Origin of the sequence: Pelagimonas sp. (assembly GCF_050633425.1) — a bacterium.
In the GTDB taxonomy this organism is placed as follows: domain Bacteria; phylum Pseudomonadota; class Alphaproteobacteria; order Rhodobacterales; family Rhodobacteraceae; genus Pelagimonas.
In genome coordinates this window covers 72,509-94,954 of sequence record NZ_JBOEGM010000034.1, presented here as the reverse complement: position 1 = coordinate 94,954, position 22,446 = coordinate 72,509, and the positions used below count along the sequence as shown (strand labels likewise).

The 22,446-nt window shown below is 55.0% G+C and carries 19 protein-coding genes; 5 read left to right on the top strand and 14 right to left on the bottom strand.

What is annotated here, in order from left to right; all coding sequences use genetic code 11:
- Window positions 1-197 precede the first annotated feature (197 nt).
- From ACRBB0_RS23420 to ACRBB0_RS23360, 13 genes are all read right to left on the bottom strand, one after another.
- Window positions 198-431, bottom strand: coding sequence for a hypothetical protein (locus ACRBB0_RS23420; RefSeq protein WP_431376897.1), 234 nt, complete (start codon window positions 429-431; stop codon window positions 198-200).
- A 161-nt stretch (window positions 432-592) separates the two neighbouring features.
- Complete coding sequence (locus ACRBB0_RS23415; protein ID WP_431376896.1) at window positions 593-880, bottom strand: hypothetical protein; 288 nt, start codon at window positions 878-880, stop codon at window positions 593-595.
- A gap of 40 nt (window positions 881-920) precedes the next feature.
- Complete coding sequence (locus ACRBB0_RS23410; protein ID WP_431376895.1) at window positions 921-1,271, bottom strand: PAN domain-containing protein; 351 nt, start codon at window positions 1,269-1,271, stop codon at window positions 921-923.
- Window positions 1,272-1,463: 192 nt separating this feature from the next.
- Window positions 1,464-4,100, bottom strand: coding sequence for a helix-turn-helix transcriptional regulator (locus ACRBB0_RS23405; protein WP_431376894.1), 2,637 nt, complete (start codon window positions 4,098-4,100; stop codon window positions 1,464-1,466).
- A gap of 526 nt (window positions 4,101-4,626) precedes the next feature.
- Window positions 4,627-5,463, bottom strand: a complete 837-nt coding sequence (locus ACRBB0_RS23400) for a phosphogluconate dehydrogenase C-terminal domain-containing protein (RefSeq protein WP_431376893.1) — start codon at window positions 5,461-5,463, stop codon at window positions 4,627-4,629.
- 55 nt (window positions 5,464-5,518) lie between these two features.
- Window positions 5,519-6,871 carry a four-carbon acid sugar kinase family protein gene (locus ACRBB0_RS23395; protein WP_431376892.1) on the bottom strand — a complete coding sequence of 451 codons (1,353 nt, stop codon included), beginning with the start codon at window positions 6,869-6,871 and terminating at the stop codon, window positions 5,519-5,521.
- Window positions 6,872-6,881: 10 nt separating this feature from the next.
- Window positions 6,882-8,153: a ribulose-bisphosphate carboxylase large subunit family protein gene (locus tag ACRBB0_RS23390; RefSeq protein WP_431376891.1), complete on the bottom strand. Its 1,272-nt coding sequence runs from the start codon at window positions 8,151-8,153 to the stop codon at window positions 6,882-6,884.
- Window positions 8,154-8,174: 21 nt separating this feature from the next.
- Window positions 8,175-9,758, bottom strand: a complete 1,584-nt coding sequence (locus ACRBB0_RS23385; protein ID WP_431376890.1) for a TRAP transporter large permease — start codon at window positions 9,756-9,758, stop codon at window positions 8,175-8,177.
- A 30-nt stretch (window positions 9,759-9,788) separates the two neighbouring features.
- Window positions 9,789-10,412, bottom strand: a complete 624-nt coding sequence (locus ACRBB0_RS23380) for a TRAP transporter small permease subunit (RefSeq protein WP_431376889.1) — start codon at window positions 10,410-10,412, stop codon at window positions 9,789-9,791.
- A 104-nt stretch (window positions 10,413-10,516) separates the two neighbouring features.
- Window positions 10,517-11,533, bottom strand: coding sequence for a TRAP transporter substrate-binding protein (locus ACRBB0_RS23375; RefSeq protein ID WP_431376888.1), 1,017 nt, complete (start codon window positions 11,531-11,533; stop codon window positions 10,517-10,519).
- 359 nt (window positions 11,534-11,892) lie between these two features.
- A complete protein-coding gene (nanR, locus tag ACRBB0_RS23370; protein WP_431376887.1) occupies window positions 11,893-12,630 on the bottom strand; it encodes a transcriptional regulator NanR in 738 nt (245 codons plus the stop codon).
- Window positions 12,631-12,789: 159 nt separating this feature from the next.
- Window positions 12,790-13,893, bottom strand: a complete 1,104-nt coding sequence (locus ACRBB0_RS23365) for a dimethylsulfoniopropionate demethylase (protein WP_431376886.1) — start codon at window positions 13,891-13,893, stop codon at window positions 12,790-12,792.
- The gene (locus ACRBB0_RS23360; protein WP_431376885.1) at window positions 13,894-15,519 is read right to left on the bottom strand and encodes an AMP-binding protein; all 1,626 of its coding nucleotides are present in this window, start codon (window positions 15,517-15,519) and stop codon (window positions 13,894-13,896) included.
- Between the two features lie 208 nt (window positions 15,520-15,727).
- On the opposite strand from ACRBB0_RS23360, the gene ACRBB0_RS23355 reads away from it, so the two are divergent.
- On the top strand, window positions 15,728-16,621 hold the full coding sequence (locus ACRBB0_RS23355; protein ID WP_431376884.1) for a LysR family transcriptional regulator: 894 nt from the start codon (window positions 15,728-15,730) through the stop codon (window positions 16,619-16,621).
- Window positions 16,622-16,700: 79 nt separating this feature from the next.
- Here the strand turns inward: ACRBB0_RS23355 and ACRBB0_RS23350 are convergent, their stop codons facing one another.
- Window positions 16,701-17,579: a LysR family transcriptional regulator gene (locus ACRBB0_RS23350; protein ID WP_431376883.1), complete on the bottom strand. Its 879-nt coding sequence runs from the start codon at window positions 17,577-17,579 to the stop codon at window positions 16,701-16,703.
- A 96-nt stretch (window positions 17,580-17,675) separates the two neighbouring features.
- Between ACRBB0_RS23350 and ACRBB0_RS23345 the strand changes: the two genes are divergently transcribed.
- The 4 genes from ACRBB0_RS23345 to ACRBB0_RS23330 are packed head-to-tail and all read left to right on the top strand — an operon-like array spanning window position 17,676 to window position 22,438.
- Window positions 17,676-19,127: an aldehyde dehydrogenase family protein gene (locus ACRBB0_RS23345; RefSeq protein ID WP_431376882.1), complete on the top strand. Its 1,452-nt coding sequence runs from the start codon at window positions 17,676-17,678 to the stop codon at window positions 19,125-19,127.
- A complete protein-coding gene (locus tag ACRBB0_RS23340) occupies window positions 19,127-20,101 on the top strand; it encodes a membrane dipeptidase (protein WP_431376881.1) in 975 nt (324 codons plus the stop codon). The genes ACRBB0_RS23345 and ACRBB0_RS23340 overlap by 1 nt, the downstream gene beginning before the upstream one ends.
- Before the next feature lie 4 nt (window positions 20,102-20,105).
- Window positions 20,106-21,800, top strand: a complete 1,695-nt coding sequence (locus ACRBB0_RS23335) for a hypothetical protein (protein ID WP_431376880.1) — start codon at window positions 20,106-20,108, stop codon at window positions 21,798-21,800.
- On the top strand, window positions 21,797-22,438 hold the full coding sequence (locus tag ACRBB0_RS23330) for a DUF3726 domain-containing protein (protein WP_431376879.1): 642 nt from the start codon (window positions 21,797-21,799) through the stop codon (window positions 22,436-22,438). Before ACRBB0_RS23335 ends, ACRBB0_RS23330 begins: the two co-directional genes overlap by 4 nt.
- The last annotated feature ends 8 nt before the right edge of the window (window positions 22,439-22,446 follow it).

Here is a 22,446-nt window from a genome sequence, read left to right as displayed (position 1 = left end):
GCCCCATGGAATTTGCGATGTGTCGAACAAAAGTGCGCGACCCGAGTTGCGTCAAACCTGTCCGCAGGCCCATGCAATTTACGGTGGCTTGCTCGATGAGCAAAACAAACGACGGTCGTTCACAATGATCCGCCGTTTGAAGTCTGATCCGTCTGAACGCAAGGCGATTGCCCGTCGCCAAGGCGGGAGCCCATGGCTCAAAAGTCGATACAGTCACCATCACATTCTACGACACCATGCGTGCAATCATCATTGGCACAAATGGCAATCCAGTCGTCGCATATGAATTCGACGCCGTCCAACGGATGGGATGCATCCTGAGTATCCTTGCCAGTGTTTCGACCACGTTTTGCCAAGCCCAGAGCCAAGCGTTTGGGGGTCTTGCCGGTTTTCCAGGATTGCGGGGCCTGACTTGCCAGTGAGAAGCTCATTGATGGCTTTTTCTTGCTGGGCAATTGGCAACTCACGGCAAAAGCTGGTGCTGTGAACCCAATGGATAATAAGACGGCACTCGCGGCGATTTTGGTAAAAGTCATTTTTCACCTATATATCAGTTTTTCTTTACACGTTCATTCGAATTCGGGCCCCTATTTTAGTGGCCTGATTTACGACATCTTTTTACGTCATCGCCCACGTCTTCAAGCGCGTTGGCCCCACAAGACGCAAGTACCATTGTTGTGCATTCAAAGCCTTGCGTTGAATCGCAATAGCAATACTCCGCACCGCAGGTTACAACTTTTTCGCGCCGGGTTTTGGATTTAAACGATCCGCTTTGCACCTGAACCGGCGAATCCGGTTCATTGCTCTTCAAGGTATTTTGCGCGATTGCCGGTGTGGTCAATAGCAGCGCGGCCAAAGTACAGGTGATGAGGGTTTTCATAATAATTTCCTTTTTACAAATAGTTGCGGGAGCGGTCTATTTACCCGGCCGGCACAAAATCCTTGGCCCAGCATGTCAGAACACGGTCCGTTTGCCCGGCTGGTCCGGCCTGCACTTGGGTGCCATGAAGCTCGCAAACAGAGCGATCTGGTCGCAGATTATATTCGACGCCCATACAATTTTCGTTTTGCTCACAACTTTGACGGCATTTATTCCAGCTAATGTTGCGCTTGACGGAAATGGGATTCACGTTGGTGTTTGCCAGCGTGCGGCATGCGCCCACCCCTGTGAGCGTCCATTCTGCTGCAATTGCAACTTGAGAAAAGCAAAGGGATGCCATGAGGGTTGCCGTACATAGCGTCAATTTTTTCTGTAGAGTCTTATTCTTCACAAGTCCACTCCTGCATACTAACCAAATTTCATTTCAATTAAATTCTGCACGCAATTAAAAAGAGATTGCCCACCCGCACTGAAAAATCAGTGACCACGCGCGAAACATCAATTGCGATCATAATAAAAGACTATATGCCAGCCCGGCAGCACTTACCTGAGTTGCTCTACTCATTTTTGGGCGAGCAGCTACTCAATTTTCGGGGGTATTTTGCCCTGAAACGATCCCTGGCTCATCTTGGACCAAAATCAAAACATCAACGCGTTTGCTGCAGTTCAATTTTCCCAAAATGGATGAGACATGGTTTTCTATTGTGCGCACTGAGCGGGACATCGTTTCGGCAATATCCGCATTTGACAGCCCCTGAACCAAGAGCGCCAGCACCGCTTGTTCCTTGGCGCTAAGCCCATAAGGATGTTGGCGTGCCGGTCCGTAAGGCCCTCTCGCAAGTTTTGGCAATACCCCGTGGCGCGGCCAACGATCTGAGTTCTGGCGAAGGGTTTTGCGGGCCGCAACTGAGCCAATCTGGGCCAAAATCTCGTCGCCCTGCACTTGAGCCATGGCGTCATCTGTCAACGATAAACACCACGCCGACAGGTAACGCGACTGCTCCGCCTCAAACCCTAAGGCCGCCGTATCATATTCCCGCCGCACCGCCTGCAAGAACGGGGTGGGCAAGTTGTTTGGTATGTCTTCCGGCTCCGTTTCAAAGGCAATTGCCTTCCAAAAAAGGTATTCGCCTTGTTTCCAAGGGCTGAGCAAACCAGACTCGAGGGTCTCAAACCAAGCAACAGAGGCGTGTGCCAGTGTTTGATCTGACAGCAAAACCGCCGCTTCGATCAACGCGATGTGGATTGCGCTAAGATATTGAGGTTCATTGATTTTTTGGGCTGACTCAAGCGCCTCTGTCAACATGTCCAGCGCGTTTTCCGCCCCCACCCGCAAACTTGCGCGGGCGCGGACTATCCGTGCTGGCATTTGCATCAACAGGGTTTGGTCTTCGATTTTCAAAATCTCTTCGCAAATCCGAAGCGCATCGACATACCGATCCTGCTCAAACCGCAATTGAGCCTTTCGCCCGATCAAATAATAGGTCCAAGCATCCAAATCATGCGCCTGATCAAAGGCGATGCCGTCTTCCAGCAACGGATCGACCTTATCGAAGTGGCGCAGTTCGATCAGACATTCCGACAGATTGGTATACACGCGCGCAGCCTGTTCGTGACACCTGTGCTCCAACGAAATGCGAAGGCTCTCCCGAAGCAACGGCTCCCCCTCGATATCGCCCCGAAACAATTTCGCTGTGCCGATTGTATTCAGGGCATGCGCCTGCATTTCAAAATCGTCACCTTGTGCCAACAAACCCTGCGCACGCTCCCCCCACTCAACCGCTTGCTCCATGCGGTCTTGAAGCATGCAAAACTGCGCCCGAAGAGCAAAGGCTTTGCCGCGCGCGGTGACTGCGTGTTGGGCCTGCGTTTCGAGAATGTCGATGGCCTCTTCAATATAGATCTGCGCTTGCTTTGCATTGCCGCGATACCAATGTGACCGCGACAGCCAAGCAAGGTTTTCTCCAACTTTTTCAGGCCGGTGCAAGGAACGCCAGAGTTCGATGGCTTGTTCCCGTGTCTCGATCACCGCATCGTCAATTCCCAAAGCCAACCCAGCTTCATATGAGAATTTTTCGTAAATCTCGGCGGCAACCTGCGTGTCCGCCAAGGAGACGAATTCGAGCGCTGATTTATAATGTTGCGCGGCTTCCTTATGCGCCCCCAAAGCTGCGGCCTGCTCAGCCGCACGCGGAGCATATTTTAAAGTTGTATGCCCATCTTTGGCGCAATGGGCATGATGGACCAACACATCAGCCTGTGCTACAGGCCCGTCCCGAAGTAGGACGGACACGATTTGCGCATGTTTGGCCTGTTTGCCTGTGCCGGACATGCGGTCATAGGCCACCAACCGTGCCAGCTCATGGCGAAACTTTGCATTATCGCCTGAGAGGACAATAAACCGGCGATCACAGAGCTCTTCCAAATCATTTGAGACGCTCGGCCCCGCCAAAACACGCAGGTTGTGCATGGGCGCAGTGCTCGGAAAGCAAGACACCAATTCAAGCAGCTTTCGGGCCTCCTCGGGCAAGGCGTTTATTTTGGCGTTAACGGCATCAGAGACAGAGGTCGGAACAGGCCCGCCCCCGTAATTATGGTTCAAAATCTCGTTCAGAAAGAAAGGGTTGCCCCCTGTGGCCGCCATCAACTGGCGGGTTGAGAACTGGCTGTCTAACGAGATTTTTTGGACAGCCCCCTGAGACAGAGGCGACAGCGTCACTTGTGATTTTTGCCCTGCTGGAATGGCGGCCAAAACAGTTCGCAAAGGATGCACCACGGGAATTTCATCGTCCCGATAACTTGCAATCAACAAGATTGGCAGTTGGGAGATACGTCGCCCAACATGGCTCAGCCAATCGAGACTACGCTGATCGGCCCAATGCAAATCTTCGATCACCAGCACGGCTTGGCCATGAAACCCTGCTGCCCGCGTGATAAAGCTGTCAAAAAAGTGCCATTCGTCTTGGCTTTCTGAGTGCGTTGCAAACAGCTTGTCAAAGATGTCGCGAATAGGGCCAAGAGGTCTTGGGGTATGCAGCGGATCACACAAGCCGACGGCGCGGCGGGTGTCTGTCGGCAAAGTGGTTAGAAACGCTTCGATGACAGAGGTTTTGCCGATCCCTGCCTCACCGCAAAGAAAGACAGTTTGCCCGCCGAACTCGGAAGCCTGATCCAACTTGGCGCTCAATAACGAAAGGACATGATCCCGCTCTTCCAGCATTATTGATTTTCCAACTCGTGAACGATCGCGACCCTGTTTCCAAGGCTACAATGGGCGAAGTAGCTTCTCAACATCGCAGAAGTGTCTATCGTTTGGCCGTCAACGCAACACCTGTTTCAACCCTTCCCATCTTCGCAGATCACAATTCCCAACCCCTTCTCAATGCGGGGGAATTTCGGGAGGCGTTGAAATTTTCGGCGCGTTCGCTCTGGTGGAACAAGTTTGTTCCGATGCCCCTATTCCGATGTTCAAGTGCCCGTTATTCCAAGGCCATAGGCGGAATTGAGTGGGGCACGTTGGGCGGCTTGGTCGCCCAAGGGTCCAGCCTGTTGGCACCCGCAACGGCAAGGCCCCGGATACGTATTATTGAAAACGGTGCAAAGGGTGCCTGACGTATCGCCTTGCAAAACTAGGTTGCTGATTTCCACGAACATGCCCGAACCGCCCCACACGACACCGGCGCCACAGGATTGATCACTCAATCCCGCGCCGGTGTCCAATGGGACACATCATGCGAAATCCGCCCCTATCGGCAGATCGATTCCACGGATGCTTTGACCGATGCAGGATCAAAGACCTTGTCCAGCCATCCTTCTTTGAAGATCACCGGCTCGGCCTCTTCAATTGCCAACAGGCAGCCATCCGAGAGCTTGCCGCCGGGTTGATGGCCAAAGGCAACCGCGAGCAAAATCGTCAAATGGCCAAGCATGAAATCTTCAGCCGCCTGATAAGGGATGCCCCGATCTGCAGCGGCCTGTGTCGCATCCGCGAGCGCCTTTGCGAATGTCGCTCCGACAGATTCCGACAAGGCCGGTTCGAGGATTGCCATTTGTTCAACGGTACAACGGTGGGAGCGCATGACCGGCGCATAAAAGGCACGCGCAATATCTTCGCACAACTGGTAATGCTCCTCTGGCCCTTGGGCCAGTGAGCAAATGATATGCTGCTTGGCTTTGATGCCGCCAAAGTAATCCTTCTTTGCGTCGAGATCCGTTTCATCGTTGAACAACGGCGGATGACAGGGGTGTGCGACGAAATAGGTGATGTCGTCACGCGCGGGCAGAGTTCCGGCATGGGGGGCCGCCGCATCAAGCATAATAACGGCCGTATTGGGTTTGAGATCACTGACAAACCCAGAGAGAACTTTGCCGATAAGCCGATCCGGAACAGCAAGGATCACCACATCCGCGCGGCTCAATGCCTCTTCCTGAGTGACGCATTCCAATCCGGCTTCCGCCTTGAGCCGCTCCCTGCCCTCCGGGCTCACTTCAACAAAAAGAAGGTCGTTATCCGTCTTGGTCAGGTTCGTTGCAAGACGAACCCCCATCTTGCCGCCTGCACCAAACAAAGCAATCGTTGTCATTTTTTGTCTCCTTGATCTGTCGAACCCGTATTCGCGAGATCGGTTTTTGTGATGTCTAAGTGTTCAGGCCGCATTTGGTCTGAATGAAAAATTCCGGTCGCCCGATCTGGCCACCTTTGAGAGCGACCTGAAGCCCGTCGATGACCGGGCTGGTGCTGGCATGTACTCGGCACAGCGGGCCACCCGGTGCCAATGGCGCAACGGCTGACAAAGCCTCGGCCCCAAGCGCGGTGAGGGCATGGCCAGACGTGTCGCCACCGGCAATCGCAATCCGTGGCAAACCAGTTTTGGTACGGATGTCCGAAACAAGCCGACCAAGCGCTGCCCCGAGCTGATCGTTGACAGCACCGGCCGCCTGCCCGGATGTTGTGATCGCCTCAGACATGGCCGCCACGGCGGGGTCATCCGGCCCTCGTGCGGTGGCAACCAACACATCGCGGCCTTCGGACAAAGCCGACAGGCTGGCACGGCGCACTCTGTCAAATTCAGCGTCCAACCGTCCCAGATCAACCGCAGCTGTTGCGTCGAATTGAATGAAGTGAAAACCGCTTGCAACGGCACATGCGATTTGATCGGCCGTCGTTGCAGCAACCGATGCCGAAACCGCGAAAAGCTGATCAACAGGGGCAAACGGGGCTGGCACGAGGTCATTGGGCAACATCCCCGTTTGTTGCCAATACGCGACCAGCGCATATTCGACCCCCTGTGAGCCAAGCGCGAAAACCGGGGTTTCTCCGTCCTGCCAGATCAACCGACCGGCCTCGGCCAACGTTTCCTCATCAACCGCATCTAGGGCCACAATAGAGGCTCCGTCCGCGCGGGCTTGGGTCAGCGCAGCATCGGCCTGGCCTGTCTTCATATCGGCAAGGGTCACCATACCCACAGGCAGATCGGTTTGTTTTGACAGATGCCGGCCAAGATCAGCCTCGGCCATTGGAGTAACCGGATGGCGCGCCATGACCGGGTGACGATCTAGGCGAAAGACCCCGGTTCCAGCCGCGGCAAAGAGATTTCCAAAGGCCTGAAAGCGCCCCATTGCGGGTGCGCCCACAACCAGCGGGTTCCAGTCGCTTGGGCGGATGGAGCGGCCAATTTCGGCGGCAACACCAATGGAACCGATTTCAGGCGATGAATCGAATGTCGAACAGACTTTGTAATGCAACACAGGTGCGCCAAGCTGATCCAAGGCCCGATAGACAGGCGGGAGGTTGGCGCGCATCCAGTCCGGGTTTTGGGATCGAGCAACCCCCGCGACCCCCACGGCCTGCAACCCGGGGTACTTGGCCAGGTCCGCTTTGCTGGGCGGGTTCAGGAACAACATGGTGCGCAGGCCTGCAAAGCTCAGGACCTCCATCACCGCAGAGGCGCCGGTGAAATCGTCACCGTAGAATGTCAAAAGAGGAGCCATGCCATCGCCCTCAATAAATCGTGAGCGCGGATGACAGCGCGGGGTGGTCTTTGGCATATTCCGCGAGGTCAATCCCCTGCATCGCAGCATCCCATGCATCGCACATGGCCCTGACACCAGAGGCAACCCCATCAGGATGCGCCACCACCCCACCACCGGCTGTTACGATCAAGTCAGGAGAGCCAACCGCCTTGAGGGTCCCCGCAGCTTGCCGAATGGTTTGCCCAGAGGAGAAGACCGGGACCGCCCGCATGGGCTGTTTGTCAAACAACGGCTCGGTGAGCGATCTGGCGGAGGCAATCACGCTGTCATCGGCTTCGGTGAATTTATTGTCGAGCCCGTTCACATGCATGTGGTCAGCCCCGGCAAGCCGCCATAATTTGGACCACGCTGGATAGGACCAACCCAGCATCGGGTCTCGGGTCAACGCGCCCCAACCACAACGATGGGCGTGGATCGGCAGCTCGCTATGCCGGCCAAGCGCGATCATGCCGGACATGCCAACAGCTGTCAGACTGGCCATCACGCAGGTGCCGCCCTGGGCCAAAACAAAGTCATGCCGACGACGCATCTCATCAATTTCACCGGTCAGATTAAAGGCAACCATGGCCTTCTTGCCGGTCTTGTCAGCCTGCTGGTTGACCGCGTCCATAACGGCGCGCACCCGATCCTCAAACGGGCAAGCAGGGCCATCTGCCTGCAACTCATCATCCTTGATAAAGTCGATACCCCCTGCACACAGCTCGACCGCCAGGGCACCAGTCTCTTGCGCCGAGAGACCGACGCTCGGCTTAATGATTGTCCCGATTAAGGGCCGCCCCTCAACGCCGGACAAACGCCGCGTGCCCGCTATGCCAAACTTGGGCCCCGGATAGGCATCTGCAAAGGCGTTAGGCAACCTTACGTCCACCAGTCGAAGACCCGAAAACGGCTTGAGTTCAAACAAGTTACCAGCAATCGTCGCAATCAGGTTTGGCAATGAAACACCAAGATTGTCGATCGGCCATGACAGGGTGACCCGTGCTCTGGTGCGTGTCTCGTCCCCTGTTTCTGGGAGGCCGGACCCCGGCAATGTCGGCTCCATGCCGGTTTCGAAAACCTCTAGGGCTTCAACCCGTGCGGCAGAGCGCGCCTTGAGTTCGGGGGTTTCCCCAGGAACTGCAAGGAACGTGCCAGAGGATTGCTCACCTGCCATGATCTGGGCCGCCTCCATAGGATCAAAGGCAGTTTCGATCAGATAGTCAGCCTCAATTCGTGCCGGATTGATCTTGGACGTGTTCATGTCTGGACATTCAACTTTTGATTAGTGGAGAAAGAGCGTCGTGATCTGCGGCACCAGCAAGATCAGCATCAAAACAGCGAGCTGAATGCCGATGAAGGGCAGGAAGCTTCTGAAAATGTCTGGCAGGGTGATATGCGGCGGCGCGACGGATTTGAGATAAAATGCTGCGCCACCAAACGGGGGCGACAAAAAGCTTACCTGCATGTTCACGCAGAACAAAACACCAAACCAAACCTGCACCGCCATCTGGCTATCCAACCCGCCAAACAGGCCAAGCTCGTCGCGCGGCAGTTTGAGCACGATAGGAAGGAACACGGGCATGACCAGCAACACGATGCCTGTCCAGTCCATGAATGCCCCCATGAACAGGAAAACCAGCATCATGATCAGCAAGATACCCATGGTCGGCATATCCAGCCCGACAATCATATTGGCGACATAGGTCGGCCCGCCGGCAATGGTGTAGGCCCCGGCCAGAGCGGTTGCCCCAATCGTGACCCACAGGATGGTGCCTGTGGATTTGAAGGTCCTCATTGAGGCTTCGCGCAACAGGGTCCAGGAGAATTCTCCGCGCATGATGATCAACACAAGGACCGCCACAGAGCCAATTCCGGCGGCTTCGGTGATCCCGGTAATCCCGCCGTAGATCGAGCCAAGCACCACAAAGACGATCAACAACGGGGCCACCATGCCTTTGCCATTGTTCCAAGCCGCCTTGGTCTGGTCCAAACCGATACCAAACACAAGAAACGCTCCTAGGCCAAATGCGACAATTGCGGATTTGATGATAAACCCTTGGCTGATGTTGCCTGTGTCAATCTCAGGCGTCCCAACAGTGTTGAAGTATATGGCCCGCAACAACATGATCGCCGCAGCGCCGCCTATGAGGATGGCCACAAGCGCAAGGCCATAGACTTTCTTTTGCCGCCCGGTGAGATCCGTCTCAGACGGTTCAGGCAGCGGAGCCAACTCAGGCTGAAGGTTCGTTCGGATTAGAATGTAGGCAATATAGCACCCGGCAAGGATAAAGCCGGGAACAAAGGAGGCCTGAAACATTGCGTGGATCGAGGTTTCAGTGATCAACCCGTAGAAAATCAAAACGATCGACGGCGGGATCATCGTCCCAAGGGATCCAGACGCGCAGATCGTTCCGATGGCAAGGTTCTGATCATAGCCAAGCCGCAACATCTGCGGCAGGGCAATCAACCCCAACAGGACGACTTCGCCACCAATAATACCGGACATCGCCGCCATCACGATGGCCATCATCGCTGTGACTACTGCAATCCCACCGCGCGTGCGGCTCATCCAGCTGTCAAGCGTCGTGTACATGTCTCGGGCGATGTCAGATCGCTCAAGCAGATTGGCCATAAATATAAAGAGCGGCACCGACACCAGGACGTAACTGGTTGTTATTCCATAGATACGTTTGCTGAGGATATTCAGCGGGCCAGTGCCAAAATTGCTAAACAAAAGGTCCGGGCCGAATTTCAGAACCATGACCACAACGGCCAGAAAACCGGATGCAAAGCCAAGCGGCATTCCGATGGCAAGCAACAGCAACATCCCAAGCAACAGGATGAGTGATATGGTCCCGATGTCCACAGCGGTACCCTCCCTAAAGTTTTCTTTTGGTTATTTTTGACCGTGGTCTGTGGGCTCATCCATCGGATGATCCTCAGTGGACCCGGTTGGGCGCGCGTCAATGTGATCGGCCCCAATGTCTTGCAGCAGATCACCAAGATCTTCGATATGCTGGCGTTCGCCTTGATCTGTATTCCAATCGTAAATCAGGTTCGAAACCGACTGGATCGCCAGCAAAAACATCGTGATCAGGATCAATGGATAAAGTGTCGCCGGAATCGGTGGATCGAATTTCGTTCCAAAACGCTCCCACGTCATGAACTTGCCAACAGCGTCGTCAAATGCGCCCCAGATCACCGCAAAGGCAAAGATACAGACACATATGGTTGAAATCACATCAAACACTCGCCGTAACCATCGCGGCGCAAGATCATAAAGGATGAAAATGCGGATATGGCTGCGTTGTTGCATCGAATAGAGCCCGGCGGTCAGATACACCATGCCTGCCACCCAAAGCGATGTTTCGTTCACCCAGATTGTTGGTGATTGAAACACGTATCGCAGCACAACTTCGAGAAAAATGATCGACACAATAAAAAGCGGGAGCCACATCGTTACGCGGCTAATTCCCCATGTGATTAGGTCAAGCGGTCCGGTTCTTTTATGCTCAATCATTGATGCCTCTAACGACGTCTAAGTGGATGCTGCGCCAAATAGTTTTGGTGAGATCGTCGGCATCCCATGACACCGACGACCCAACTATTGGCTGATGAAGCCGATTACTCGGCCAGACCGATCCGTTTTAGGAACGCTTCATGGCTGGAAACCATCGCGCCCGCTTCTGGCGTTTTGGCACCCCATTCCGCCCAGGCCCCCTGAGCCGCAGCGCGGAAGGCTGCCCGGTCTTCGTTTGACCAGTTATAGGTTGTCACCCCTTTGTCGCCCATCTGGGCAAGAGCTTCGCCGTTCAAGACCAAGGTCGAAATCATCACATCCATCGCGACCTGAGTGTGCGCAACCTCAATGATCCGGCGCTGCTGTTCCGAAAGCCCCTCCCACACGTCGGTCCGGCAAGCCAACTGGTCCGACGACATGGAGTGGAAACCGGGATAGGTGGTGTGCTTGGCCACGTCATAAACGCCGATGTTCAGGTTGGTTGCCAAGGTCGACGCGTCCGCCCCATCGATGATGCCTGACTCCAATGCGGTGATGACCTCGGTGAAGTCCATAACGATGGGCGATGCCCCCAGCGACGCAAAGATGTCGGATTCCATGCCCGGAGGTGACCGGAATTTGAACCCTTTGAGATCTGCAACGCTGGCGATCGGGCGGGTCGAGTTGAGCGATTCCTGACCACCGACATGCGCCCCAATAAAGGTCATGTTATGCGAGGCATAAAGCTCATTTACGGCTTCTTTACCACCACCTTGCTGCACCCAGGCTTGGTACTGGAGTGGGGTATCGTAGCCCCCCATCGTGTCGGCGACAAACTGGAACGCCGCGTTTTTACCGGTTTGATAAGACCCGTTGGTCATGTCGCAATCAAGGATACCATTCTTGGCCGCGTCAAAGGTTTCAGCCGACGGAACCACCGAAGACCCATAGAACATTTCGACCACCAGATCGCCGCCGGACATTGTGCTGACGTTGTCCACGAATTTCTGGATCGCGACGCCGTAGGGCGATGATTGCCCCGAGTGTGTCTGCATCCGCAGTGTTGTTTCGGCGCTTGCGAATCCTGCGGCAGCGACAAAAGCGGCGCTGGCAAGGATGGTTGCTGGAACTTTGTTAAACATGTGGTCCTCCCTTTTTTATTCCGTCCAAGCTTTGAGCACGAGCACATGAGGCTCAGGTGATCCGCCGTGGGATCTGCTCAAAACACGGCACTGTTATTCCTGTCGGCACCGGCACCGGGGTGCCGCATTCGCCAACTGGTATAATCAGTATATCACTACTCCAACTTGTCAAGAATTTGAATAACCCAACGGAATTTGGCCGCATCCTTGTCAGGAAACGGCCAATATTTAATATATCTCTCAGACACCTAAGGTAAAAAGGACGAACACCCACCTTGTATGCAGACAGGCGGGCATCCCGTCTCGTCACCAAGAAATTTTTCTTGGCGACACTCGAATCAAGTCAAAGTTCGATGAATTTACGAGTTGGACGAGGTGTAGAGCGGATCCGAACGATCCAAATGTTCACGCATCAAAGCCGCGGCACCATCCGCGTCGCGGGCCTCCAGATGCTGGATGAGCTTTTCATGTTCTTGAAGGGTCGTGCCTTCGCGGCCAGACCAATGCAGCAGCGGTTTGTAATACTCAAACAACCATGTGAGCATGGCCCGTGTGATCGCCTGCAACAGCGGATTGCCCGACGCATTGGCCAGCGCGGCATGAAACTCGATATCGGCCTCAATAAAGCCCTTTGTGTTCTTCAGTTGCCGCTTTTGCCTGTCCAAAAGGGCGCGCAGGCTGCGCAGATCTTCGTCGCTTCGATTGGCCGCCGCCACCCGCACGGTCCCCGCCTCAAGAATCTTCCTTATCTGCTTGAGATGATCCAGGTTCGACGGTTCCGCAGACAATAAGAGCTTTGCGATCTCATCAACCTGTTCCAGCGCAATAGTGGCCGTAAGCTCATTCACACGGCTACGTTCACCATGCGAAATCGTGATCACACCCTTGCTGGCCAGAGCTTGCAATGCCTCACGCACGGCCGGACGACCAACGGAAAACTTCTCCATGAGAACCCGCTCGGACGGGATGACGTCACCCGGCCCTAAATCGCCGGAAACGATCATCTCCCATAGGCGATCATAAACTTGGTCCGACAGCTTTTGACGCGTAATCGGTGCCACTTCGATGCTGGCTTCTTGAGGCGCACTTTTCTTCATAACGTAATCCGACACCGTGCCATGGAACAGGGTGACAGCCTACAACCTGTCAACTGGTGTGACAAGGTGACATGGGCACCCTCGCCTTTTTGACAAAGAATTTCCTCGCCCGGCGAACGAATGCCCGCCGAGAGACTTGCAGTGTGGATGCTGGTTTGGTTACGTCCAGAAACCGGTTTGGACGGTAGCGGTTCGCTGCCCTTCTGGCGTATCGGCCATCATTTCGGTCCCTGCATCCCAAGAGCCTGACTCAACCATTGCAATGGCCACGTTGGTCTGGAAATCCGGGGACCAGGCCGCCGACGTGATCTGCCCCACGGTTTGACCGCCGCGAAACAGCGGCCAGGCGGTGGTGGTGGCGCTGACAGGGGCACCACCAATTGCAACGGCCCTGATCTTGCGGCTGGGCCCGGTTTCGGCTTCAATCCTTAGGGACTCTTTGCCAATAAAATCGACGGTTTCAGGTGCGTTGCAGAACTTGTCCAACCCGCATTCAAAAGGAGTATTTTCCATGGACATGTCATTGCCATAGCTCAACAATCCACTTTCGATGCGCTCAATCAAATTGGGGCAACCCGCACGCACATGAAGATCTTGACCCGCCTCAAACAGGGCGTTCCAAAGTGGCATCGCATAGCGACGATCTTCGACATAAATCTCGAATCCGCCCTGTTTAGAATAGCCGGAGCGCGCCACAATGAACGAAGTGTCGCCAAAGCTCAGGCGTTTTTGACGGAAAAAGCGGATGTCATGGACGGTCGCGCCAAAAATACGTTCCATCAATTGCCCAGAACGAGGCCCTTGCACGGCTAGCGGCGCAACATCAGGTTCGAAGACGTCCACGTCCAAGCCCATCCCAATCGCCAACCCTTTGACCCACAAAAGCAAATCACTGTCGGCAATTGAAATCCACCAGCGTGTCTCACTGTGCTTTAGCGCGACGGGATCATTCAGCATCCGTCCCTTTTGATCAACGATCGGCACATAATAACACTGATCTTCCTGCATCTTGGTCAGATCACGTGGGGTAAGAAGCTGCATCAGCTTTGACGCATCAGGACCGATCAATTCGACTTGCCGCTCAACCGACACATCCCAAACCTGAACGTGGTTTTTCAGGTGGTGGTAGTCACGCTCAACATCGTCAAACACGGTGGGCAGCAGCATGCGGTTGTAGACCGTATAGGCTTTGACACCTGCGGCCTTCACTCCGGCCGAGAAGGGCGTCTCACGCAGGCGACGGGATGGGGAAAGGAGAGACATTCAGGACCTCGTTTCTAGCGCCATCTGGCGCAGTTGGAATTTTTGGATTTTCCCGGTGGAGGTTTTCGGCAGATCGCCAAAAACCACCGACTTTGGCGTTTTGAACCCAGCAAGCCGCGCGCGGCAAAAGCGGATGATCTCATCGGCGCTGGCCGAGGTCTCGGCCCGTAGTTCGACAAAAGCGCAGGGGACTTCGCCCCATTTCGGGTCAGGCTTGGCAATCACGGCAGCGGCCAGAACCGCCGGGTGATCATGAATCACCGCTTCAACTTCGACTGAAGAGATGTTTTCCCCGCCCGAAATGATCACATCTTTTAAGCGGTCCTTGATCTGGATGTAGCCTGCGCCGTCAACCACGGCTCCATCTCCCGACCAGAACCACCCATCGGCAAACGCCTCCGCTGTGGCGTCGGGGTCTTTGTAATACCCCTTCATAACGGTATTGCCGCGAATGGCGATCTCGCCTTGGGTTTCGCCGTTTTGCTCCACAGCGGTGCTGGTCTTTCGGTCAATTACGGCGACCTCTTGGACCATCGGAAAGGCAATCCCCTGTTGGGCCTGAAGCCGCGATTGCTCTGCCGGCTCTGCCTCCTCCCAACCGCCCTGCCACAGGCATTGGGCAATGTGACCATAGGTTTCGGTCAGCCCATAAACTTGCATGACATCAAGCCCAACCGCGCGGGATTTTTCCAAAACAGACGGGGGCGGAGGAGCACCCGCAGTTAAAACTCGCACCTTGGGGTCAAAGCGGATGTTGTCCTGATCGACCGCGTCGACCAACCTTTGCAACACAATCGGAGCCGCCCCCAAATGCGTCACGCCATGGGTGCGGATCGCATCTAAAAGCAGATCAGGGCCCGGTGTTCGCGTAAATACGGTTGTCGCGCCCAGCATGGCCATAACCCAGGGATGGCCCCAACCATTGCAGTGAAACATTGGCACAACGCTTAGGTAGACTGGGTAATGCGGAACCTGCCACGCGGCGACGGTTCCCATCGCCATCAAATAGGCCCCGCGATGATGATAAACCACACCTTTGGGGCGCCCGGATGTGCCTGAGGTATAGTTCAGCGCAATGGCGTCCCACTCATCCGCAGGAAGCCCCGAGTGCGACATCGGCGCGTCTTGCTGAACGAGGTTTTCAAAAGGTGTGCCGCCGAATTTCGCCCCTCGTGGCGCGTTGTGATCAATGATTTCGACGGTCTCGATCGTGCGTCCGAGCTTTTGAAACGCTTGCGACAGCGTGCCCGCCAACTCTGTGTCAACGATCACCAGTTTGGTGTCGGCATGATCCAGAATATAGGCAATCGTCTCCGGCTCCAGCCGGGTGTTCAGCGTGTTGATCACACCACCGGTCATGGGGACCGCAAACTGCAGTTCAAACAGTTGCGGGATGTTGGGACACAAGACCGAAACAGTATCGCCCTTGCCGATTCCGAGCGCTCTAAGCCCTTCAGCAATGCCGCGAATGCGCCGGGCTAAATCCGCCCAGCTCACCTTCATATCTCCGTACACAACTGCAGGCCGATTGCCATGCAATTTTTCGGCCCGGTGAAGGAACGAAACAGGTGACAGAGGCACAAAATTTGCGTCGGTCTTTGGCAGACCATCATAGTGAAACTGCATGGTCGCTCCTCCCAAAAAGACCACCCGAAATTCAACTGATTGCCGATTTTCAAGCCGGCGTTCATATGTTTGGAAAGCTTTGCGATGAAAACATCTGCGCGTGTCAGACTGTTTTTAATCGCTTTACTGCGCTTCTTAGCCTAGTGCTTAGAACGAAATTTTCTGCCCGAAAATATGGAAAAAAAATCGACGAGGATTGAAAAATTCAATGACCCAAGCGCTGCCTACACTCAAGGGATTGCGTGCTTTCGAAGAAGCCTACCGCCTGCGAAGCTTTACTGCGGCGGCGAAATCCCTGAATGTTCAGCAACCGGCAATTAGCTATCAGATCAAACGTTTGGAGGAAGACCTAGGGGTGGTCTTGTTCGACAAGCGACAGGGACGGCCTGTGCCAACAGGCCAGGCGCATGAGCTTTTTGACACTCTTTCGCGTGCCTTTGATGCCATTCGCCAAACGTCAAATGACCTCCGGCAATCGGCACAAATGCCCAGCTTCACAATCGCCACCTATCCCGGCATCGGCACCTATTGGCTGTCTCCACGCCTGCCGATTCTGTCCGAGGAAATGAATATCAACACCAAGTTGATCACCGTCAAAAAGGACGCCGACCTTTGGGGGGAAAACGCGGATTGCTGGATTGTTTTTGGTCGCGGAAACTGGGCGGGGTTTGATGCTGAGCTTTTGATACTCGAGGAAGTTTGTCCGGTGGCCGCGCCGGGCTTGGCCGGGCGTGTCTCATCCCAGGATCCGTTTGATTGGCCCAAAGGAGCACGGATTATCGAACAGGATGATCCTGAGAATAGGTGGTTATGTTGGAATGACTGGTGCCGCAAGCAAAGGCAAAAACAGCCACCGGCAGCCCAACGTATTTCTGTTAACGATCATGGTCTTGCGCTGCATATGGCACTGGCGGGCCAAGGGGTTGCATTGGCGTGGTTGGGCATTGTCGATGATCTGCTTGCCAGCAAAAGCCTGATCCGAATGTCACCTCATGTTTTAACGTCAGGCGCTGGCTATTGGCTCGTTGGACGTCCGGGTTTCTTTGAAACAACGCGCGGTGAACTTGTGCTGCGATACCTGAAGGGCTCCAACGAGGTCTAGCGTCCCGCGCCTTAGGTGTTTGAGTACGATATGTCGTGCCCCCGAAGTCTGGTGACAGTCTTGCGACGATCAAAACATCTCAATCTTCGGACCATGTCGTGGTCATGATCAGCCCGGCCAGCTTTTCTGCATATTCATAAAACGGGGATTTCTCGCGTAGAAAGAGATGCACCTGCCGCTGCATTGACAGATCCGAAACCTCCCGGAAAACCAAATCCGAAGGCGCAATATGCAGCACGGTTTTGGGGAGGATGGTAACCCACCTGTCAGACTTGACCATCGCAATAAGCGACAAGGTGTTGCGGACGGAAATATCTGTTTGAGACGTCAAGAATTGGAAGTCTTGAGAGTCGATCATATCGCACAGATCGTTCTTTATATAATCAGCCGCGGCAATGTCGCCCAGTTTGAGCGGGCCCGGTTGCTGCGCCAACGGATGTCGCCGCGAACAGATCAAACCAAAGCGATCCGTAAACAAGGGTGTTTTCTGGACGCCATTCAACTCATAGTTCGCCGAGGCGATCCCGATGTCAGCGGTGCCCCGGCTCAACGCGTTGATAACTTGTTGGGAATCCGCATCTCGCAACTCAATTTTGGTCCCTGGGCAGAGATCTTTGAACCGCTGAACTATGCTCGGGAAAACCAATCCCGCGACCGACGGAACCGCCGCTATTCGAACAAGGCTTTTTGGCGCGCTGGCCGCTGTCTGAATCGCTTTGACGGTGTCATCAAACTGGCGCAATTCAGTTTGTGCCAGCGCAAAAATCTGCTGGCCGATAGGTGTCAATTGGCTTTTTCGATCACTCACAAAGAGCCGTTGCCCCAACCTTTCTTCAAATTGCTTCAGGGCCATTGAAACGGCCGGTTGAGTACGCCCCAGCCGCACAGCGGCATCGGCTAAATTGCCAGCCTCGGCAACAACACTGAAACATCGCAGCATTTCGATCTTGATCGCCATGACTTCAATTTTCCTGATGTAGGCTTAATTTATTTAAATTTGACTGATGCTGCAGTGCGAGTCCATCCTTTTCTCAATCAATGCGTGGAAAAACTAATGTCTGAGACCAAACTAAATCTGATCGCTGGAAACTGGGTTGCCGGAGAAAGTGACATTGAAAATCGCAGCCCGTCTGACCAAAACGACCTGATCGGATTGTTCACCCAGGCCACCACTGCCCAGTTGAACGAGACCCTGGATCAGGCACAAGCTGCGCAGGTTTTGTGGGCCTCTTATGGCATGGAACGCAAGCAAGCGGTTTTGATGAACATCGGCAATGAGCTGATGGCCCGCGCCGAAGAACTTGGCAGGCTGCTAAGCCGCGAAGAAGGTAAACCCTTGGTCGAAGGCAAAGGCGAAGTATACCGTGCGGGTCAGTTTTTCACTTATTACGCCGCCGAATGCCTGCGCCAATTGGGAGAAAACGCCGATTCCGTCCGCCCCGGCGTCGAAGTGGACGTTCGCCGCGAGGCGGTTGGTGTCGTCGCCATCATCTCTCCTTGGAACTTTCCCACCGCGACCGCCTCTTGGAAAATCGCGCCCGCGCTGTGTTATGGCAATGCCGTGGTTTGGAAGCCCGCAAATGCAACCCCCGCATCGGCGGTGGCCTTGGCCGAGATCATTGCAAAACAAGACATTCCCGACGGGTTGTTCAGCCTTGTGATGGGGGCCGGTGGCAGCATCGGCCAGCACTTGGTCGAAAGCCCAAAGGTAAACGCCATTTCCTTTACCGGATCGGTTCCTGTGGGCAAAGGGATCGCCACAGCTGCGATCCAAAACCTGACAAAAGTGCAGATGGAAATGGGGTCAAAAAACGCGCTGGCCGTTATGGACGATGCCGACCTTGATTTGGCCGTCTCTCTGGCATTGGGCGGTGCTTTCGGCGGAACCGGTCAAAAATGCACAGCATCTTCGCGCTTGATCGTACATCACGCCATTCACGACAGCTTTGTGGAAAAACTGGTTGCCGGGACCAAGGCCATGCAAGTCGGCCATGCCTTGGATGCCAACACCCAGATTGGCCCGGTTGTCAGCCAACAACAGCTTGATGAGAACCTGGCCTATGTTGATTTGGGCCGCGCTGAGGGGGCCGAACTTGCCTGCGGCGGCACCCGTTTGGGCATGCCACATGACGGCTTCTACATGGCACCGGGTGTGTTTTTGAACACGACCAACACCATGCGGATCAACCGGGAAGAAATGTTTGCGCCCCTCACAGCGGTGATCAAGGTCGGCAGCTATGACGAAGCTCTGAGCGTGGTCAATGACACCAACTTTGGGTTGACCTCGGGCATTGTGACCCAAAACCTTGCCCGCGCCACGCATTTCCGTCGCAACGCCCGCACCGGTGTTGTGACAGTTAACCTGCCCACCGCCGGCACCGATTACCACGTTCCGTTTGGCGGGCGCGGTGACAGCTCTTATGGGCCACGCGAACAAGGGAAAGCCGCGGCCGAGTTTTATACGACGGTCAAGACGGCCTATATCAGCGCGGGGACACCGGCATAATGCGTATCGACGGTCTGCAATACGCCAATTGGTCAGAAAAAATCTTTCGGCAATTGCGCCAAGGTGGCGTGGATGCGGTACACGTCACCATTGCCTATCATGAGACGTTTCGCGAAACGGTCTTGAACTTTGAGCAATGGAACCGCTGGTTCGAGCAATATCCTGATCTGATCATGAAGGGACAATGGGCCAGCGACGTCGACAAAGCGCGCGACACTGGGCGCACCGCCATTTTCTTTGGGTTTCAAAACCCCAGCCCAATGGAAGATGACATCGGGCTGATCGAAATCCTGCACAGTTTGGGCGCGCGTTTTATGCAGCTGACGTATAACAACCAATCGCTTTTGGCGACAGGTTGCTATGAGGCCGAAGACACCGGGATCACCCGAATGGGCCGCCAGGTTATCAAAGAAATGAACCGCGTTGGTCTTGTCATCGACATGAGCCATTCAGCGGATAAATCCACTATCCAAGCCGCCGATATTTCTGAACGTCCCATTGCGATCACCCATGCCAATCCGCATGCTTGGGCCCCTGCCCTGCGCAACAAAAAGGCGGATGTCATCCGCGCTGTAACCGAAAATGGTGGGATGTTCGGGTTCTCGATCTATCCCCATCATCTCAAGGGCAAATCGCAATGCACCTTGCCAGATTTTTGTGAAATGATCGCCCGTTGCGCCGATCAATTCGGAGTCGCGCAGTTGGGCATCGGAACTGACCTGTGTCAGGACCAGCCCGACAGTGTCGTTGAGTGGATGCGCGTTGGTCGGTGGAGCAAGGACATCGATTATGGCGAAGGCTCGGCGGACAAACCCGGCTTTCCTGACATGCCAGAGTGGTTCCGCGACAACCGCGATTTTGGCAACATTGACGACGGCTTGCGCGCTGTTGGCATGACCCCCGACGAAATCGCTGGAATCCGCGGCAAAAACTGGCACCGGTTTTTCGCCACCAACTTTGTGCCTCAGGGGTAGCGCCATGACACAATCCGCGTCCCATCCCGCGTCGCTGCGCCCCGCCGATCAGGTCATGCGGCTCAAGCGATTGGGCTCTTTGCATCAATGCCGCCTCAGCTTTATGCGAATTTTGACGCGGCGCATGGCGCGGGAGGCGTGGACGTTTACCAGACCGACCTTTGACATCGCGGCAGACGGAACCGGCCATGCTGTCTATTGCGCCCATGGGCCTGATCGCACCTATTCGCTTGTGGCTTTTGCCCATGACCTGCCTGCGGAACAACGGTCTGACCGGGTCATCGCCGACGCATGGGATGCCACGTTTTCTTTGTTTGACGGCGTACCGACCGCCCAAGATATCACCCGATTGTCGCAAAACGTCCCCCTCCAAGAGGCTGGCCGGGTCAGCGAAAGTGAGCTGTCCTTATCGCGGGCAAACCGGTCAGTCCGGCTTTGGGATCATGTGGTCGGGGCCTTGGCAAGCGGCAAACAACCCGACCCGGAACAGCTTGCAAGGGTTGGGTATTTGATGCGCACCACTGCCGTCTATGGTTCGGGTAAATTTGGGGCTGCGGACCGTGACGTGATCGCAAATAGGCCGGAATTGGCCGCCCCCTTCCAAGCCGAAATGTTGTCGGTGTTTTTAACGCGCGCTTTTGTCAGAGATTTGGTTGATCACGCCGCCAAGATTAAGGGCGCTGACACTGCAATCGCCTTGGAGGACAACATTGCGCGGCAGCTGGGGATCGGAAACTCTACCGGGCTGGGCATGGCCCCTTTTATCATCAATCACCCTATGCTGTTCAACAACTGGATCTTGACGCGGGAACAGGCGATTTTGCGCATTCGCGACATCCCACAGGCCACCCCCCAAGAGATCGCGCAATTTCTCGACCTCTTTGCCCGCAGCGAACAATCGGTGGCGGCTTGGCAGTCGCAACACCCTATTCAAGTCGAAAAACTTGCGGCATTGCACGCGGATTTAGCGGCATTGCGCGGCTATCTATTTGCCCATGATCTGACGGCAGAGCGGCCTTGGGATCATTTGGTGAAGTGGTGCGAGCAAAACCTAACCGAGGAAGGACAGGAACTCATAACGTCGCTGATTATGGAACCCTACGGTGATCTTGTTGACAGCTTGGAACCGGGTCTTTCAGACAGTGATACAGGGGCCCATCAAATCGATGGCAATATGACCGTCAGCGCGCTGAGCGATCTCATCGAAACTCGGTTCGGGTGGGCCTTGGCGCTGGATTGGGCCGACCCTCAAAATCAAGCGCGGACGTGGTATGTGTCCGCCGAAAAACTCGAGCCGCGTATTGGGTCTCGTTTTGACGAACCCATTGAAGATTATGAACAACCTTTGGCTCCGGCGCGGGACGCGGCACGCGCGTATCACGACCTGCAATCCTTAGATCAAAGCGCATCTGTTGCCGAATTTCTGTTGAACCATCCCCAGCACCGCCACACGGTTCGACGGGCACAAATCAGTGCCAAAGCGCCTTATAGTGAGGTCCAGGACAACACCATTAGCGACGATATTTTGCCCATTGATATGCTGCGGGCCAAGCTGTCTTTCTTTGGGGCCACGCATTTTGATCCCCGCTCGGATCGGTGGGTTCGGATTTGCATGTTCAAGAATGCGCCCTACCCCAAAGATTTATCGACCGAAAACGCTGATTTTTGGGTTTATCCGGCTTTGGAGACCTCATCATGAGCTTTTCTCTGAACGAAATAGACGCCATGAGCAAACGCGCGGCACGCGGAGCTGGGCTTGACTGGGGATTGGCAGAAGAGGCTGCAAAAGCAACGCGTTGGCTCTGTGCTCATCAACTTGATGGCTGCCAATTATTGGCCTGTATTTTGCAGGAACATCATGACAGACCGCATCATTTAAAGGCCCCGCCTTCCTTAACCGGCGATTGGCAAGCCGAGGCGCTTTGCCCAATCTCAACCGGTGCGAGCCTATCGGATTGCGCGTCTGAGGTCGCCCGCAGCGGGCAGGTTATTTGCAATCTGCACAGCCCCTTGTTTTTGCTCCCTTTTGTTGCCGCCTCCGCAGACGCAACCGATTGCACCCTTAGTATGGTTTGGCGTGACACGCATATCGTAACCGACGGCCGTCGGCTCCAAATGCAGCTGCCAGATCCCACTCTCGGTCCCCTTGAAACGGTGGATCGCGTGGTGATCGCGCAGGGAGGGACACTGACCACACCCGTAGCGCGGATTTCGCGCGCGCTCCCCTGCCCCCAAGCTTTGGAAACCCTCACCACACTGGCCGCCCTCACCTACGCGCCTGCAACAGAAAGCTCGCGCCGCCTTGGAGCCGGTTCTGAGCAATCTGACAACGACTGATCGGAGAC

Excerpts from the sequence above, each read along its gene's own strand:
- ACRBB0_RS23420 (WP_431376897.1), bottom strand. The coding sequence starts at position 431 with ATGAGCTTCTCACTGGCAAGTCAGGCCCCGCAATCCTGGAAAACCGGC.
- ACRBB0_RS23415 (WP_431376896.1), bottom strand. The coding sequence starts at position 880 with ATGAAAACCCTCATCACCTGTACTTTGGCCGCGCTGCTATTGACCACA.
- ACRBB0_RS23405 (WP_431376894.1), bottom strand. The coding sequence starts at position 4,100 with ATGCTGGAAGAGCGGGATCATGTCCTTTCGTTATTGAGCGCCAAGTTG.
- ACRBB0_RS23400 (WP_431376893.1), bottom strand. The coding sequence starts at position 5,463 with ATGACAACGATTGCTTTGTTTGGTGCAGGCGGCAAGATGGGGGTTCGT.
- ACRBB0_RS23395 (WP_431376892.1), bottom strand. The coding sequence starts at position 6,871 with ATGGCTCCTCTTTTGACATTCTACGGTGACGATTTCACCGGCGCCTCT.
- ACRBB0_RS23390 (WP_431376891.1), bottom strand. The coding sequence starts at position 8,153 with ATGAACACGTCCAAGATCAATCCGGCACGAATTGAGGCTGACTATCTG.
- ACRBB0_RS23380 (WP_431376889.1), bottom strand. The coding sequence starts at position 10,412 with ATGATTGAGCATAAAAGAACCGGACCGCTTGACCTAATCACATGGGGA.
- ACRBB0_RS23375 (WP_431376888.1), bottom strand. The coding sequence starts at position 11,533 with ATGTTTAACAAAGTTCCAGCAACCATCCTTGCCAGCGCCGCTTTTGTC.
- nanR (WP_431376887.1), bottom strand. The coding sequence starts at position 12,630 with ATGAAGAAAAGTGCGCCTCAAGAAGCCAGCATCGAAGTGGCACCGATT.
- ACRBB0_RS23365 (WP_431376886.1), bottom strand. The coding sequence starts at position 13,893 with ATGTCTCTCCTTTCCCCATCCCGTCGCCTGCGTGAGACGCCCTTCTCG.
- ACRBB0_RS23360 (WP_431376885.1), bottom strand. The coding sequence starts at position 15,519 with ATGCAGTTTCACTATGATGGTCTGCCAAAGACCGACGCAAATTTTGTG.
- ACRBB0_RS23355 (WP_431376884.1), top strand. The coding sequence starts at position 15,728 with ATGACCCAAGCGCTGCCTACACTCAAGGGATTGCGTGCTTTCGAAGAA.
- ACRBB0_RS23350 (WP_431376883.1), bottom strand. The coding sequence starts at position 17,579 with ATGGCGATCAAGATCGAAATGCTGCGATGTTTCAGTGTTGTTGCCGAG.
- ACRBB0_RS23345 (WP_431376882.1), top strand. The coding sequence starts at position 17,676 with ATGTCTGAGACCAAACTAAATCTGATCGCTGGAAACTGGGTTGCCGGA.
- ACRBB0_RS23340 (WP_431376881.1), top strand. The coding sequence starts at position 19,127 with ATGCGTATCGACGGTCTGCAATACGCCAATTGGTCAGAAAAAATCTTT.
- ACRBB0_RS23335 (WP_431376880.1), top strand. The coding sequence starts at position 20,106 with ATGACACAATCCGCGTCCCATCCCGCGTCGCTGCGCCCCGCCGATCAG.
- ACRBB0_RS23330 (WP_431376879.1), top strand. The coding sequence starts at position 21,797 with ATGAGCTTTTCTCTGAACGAAATAGACGCCATGAGCAAACGCGCGGCA.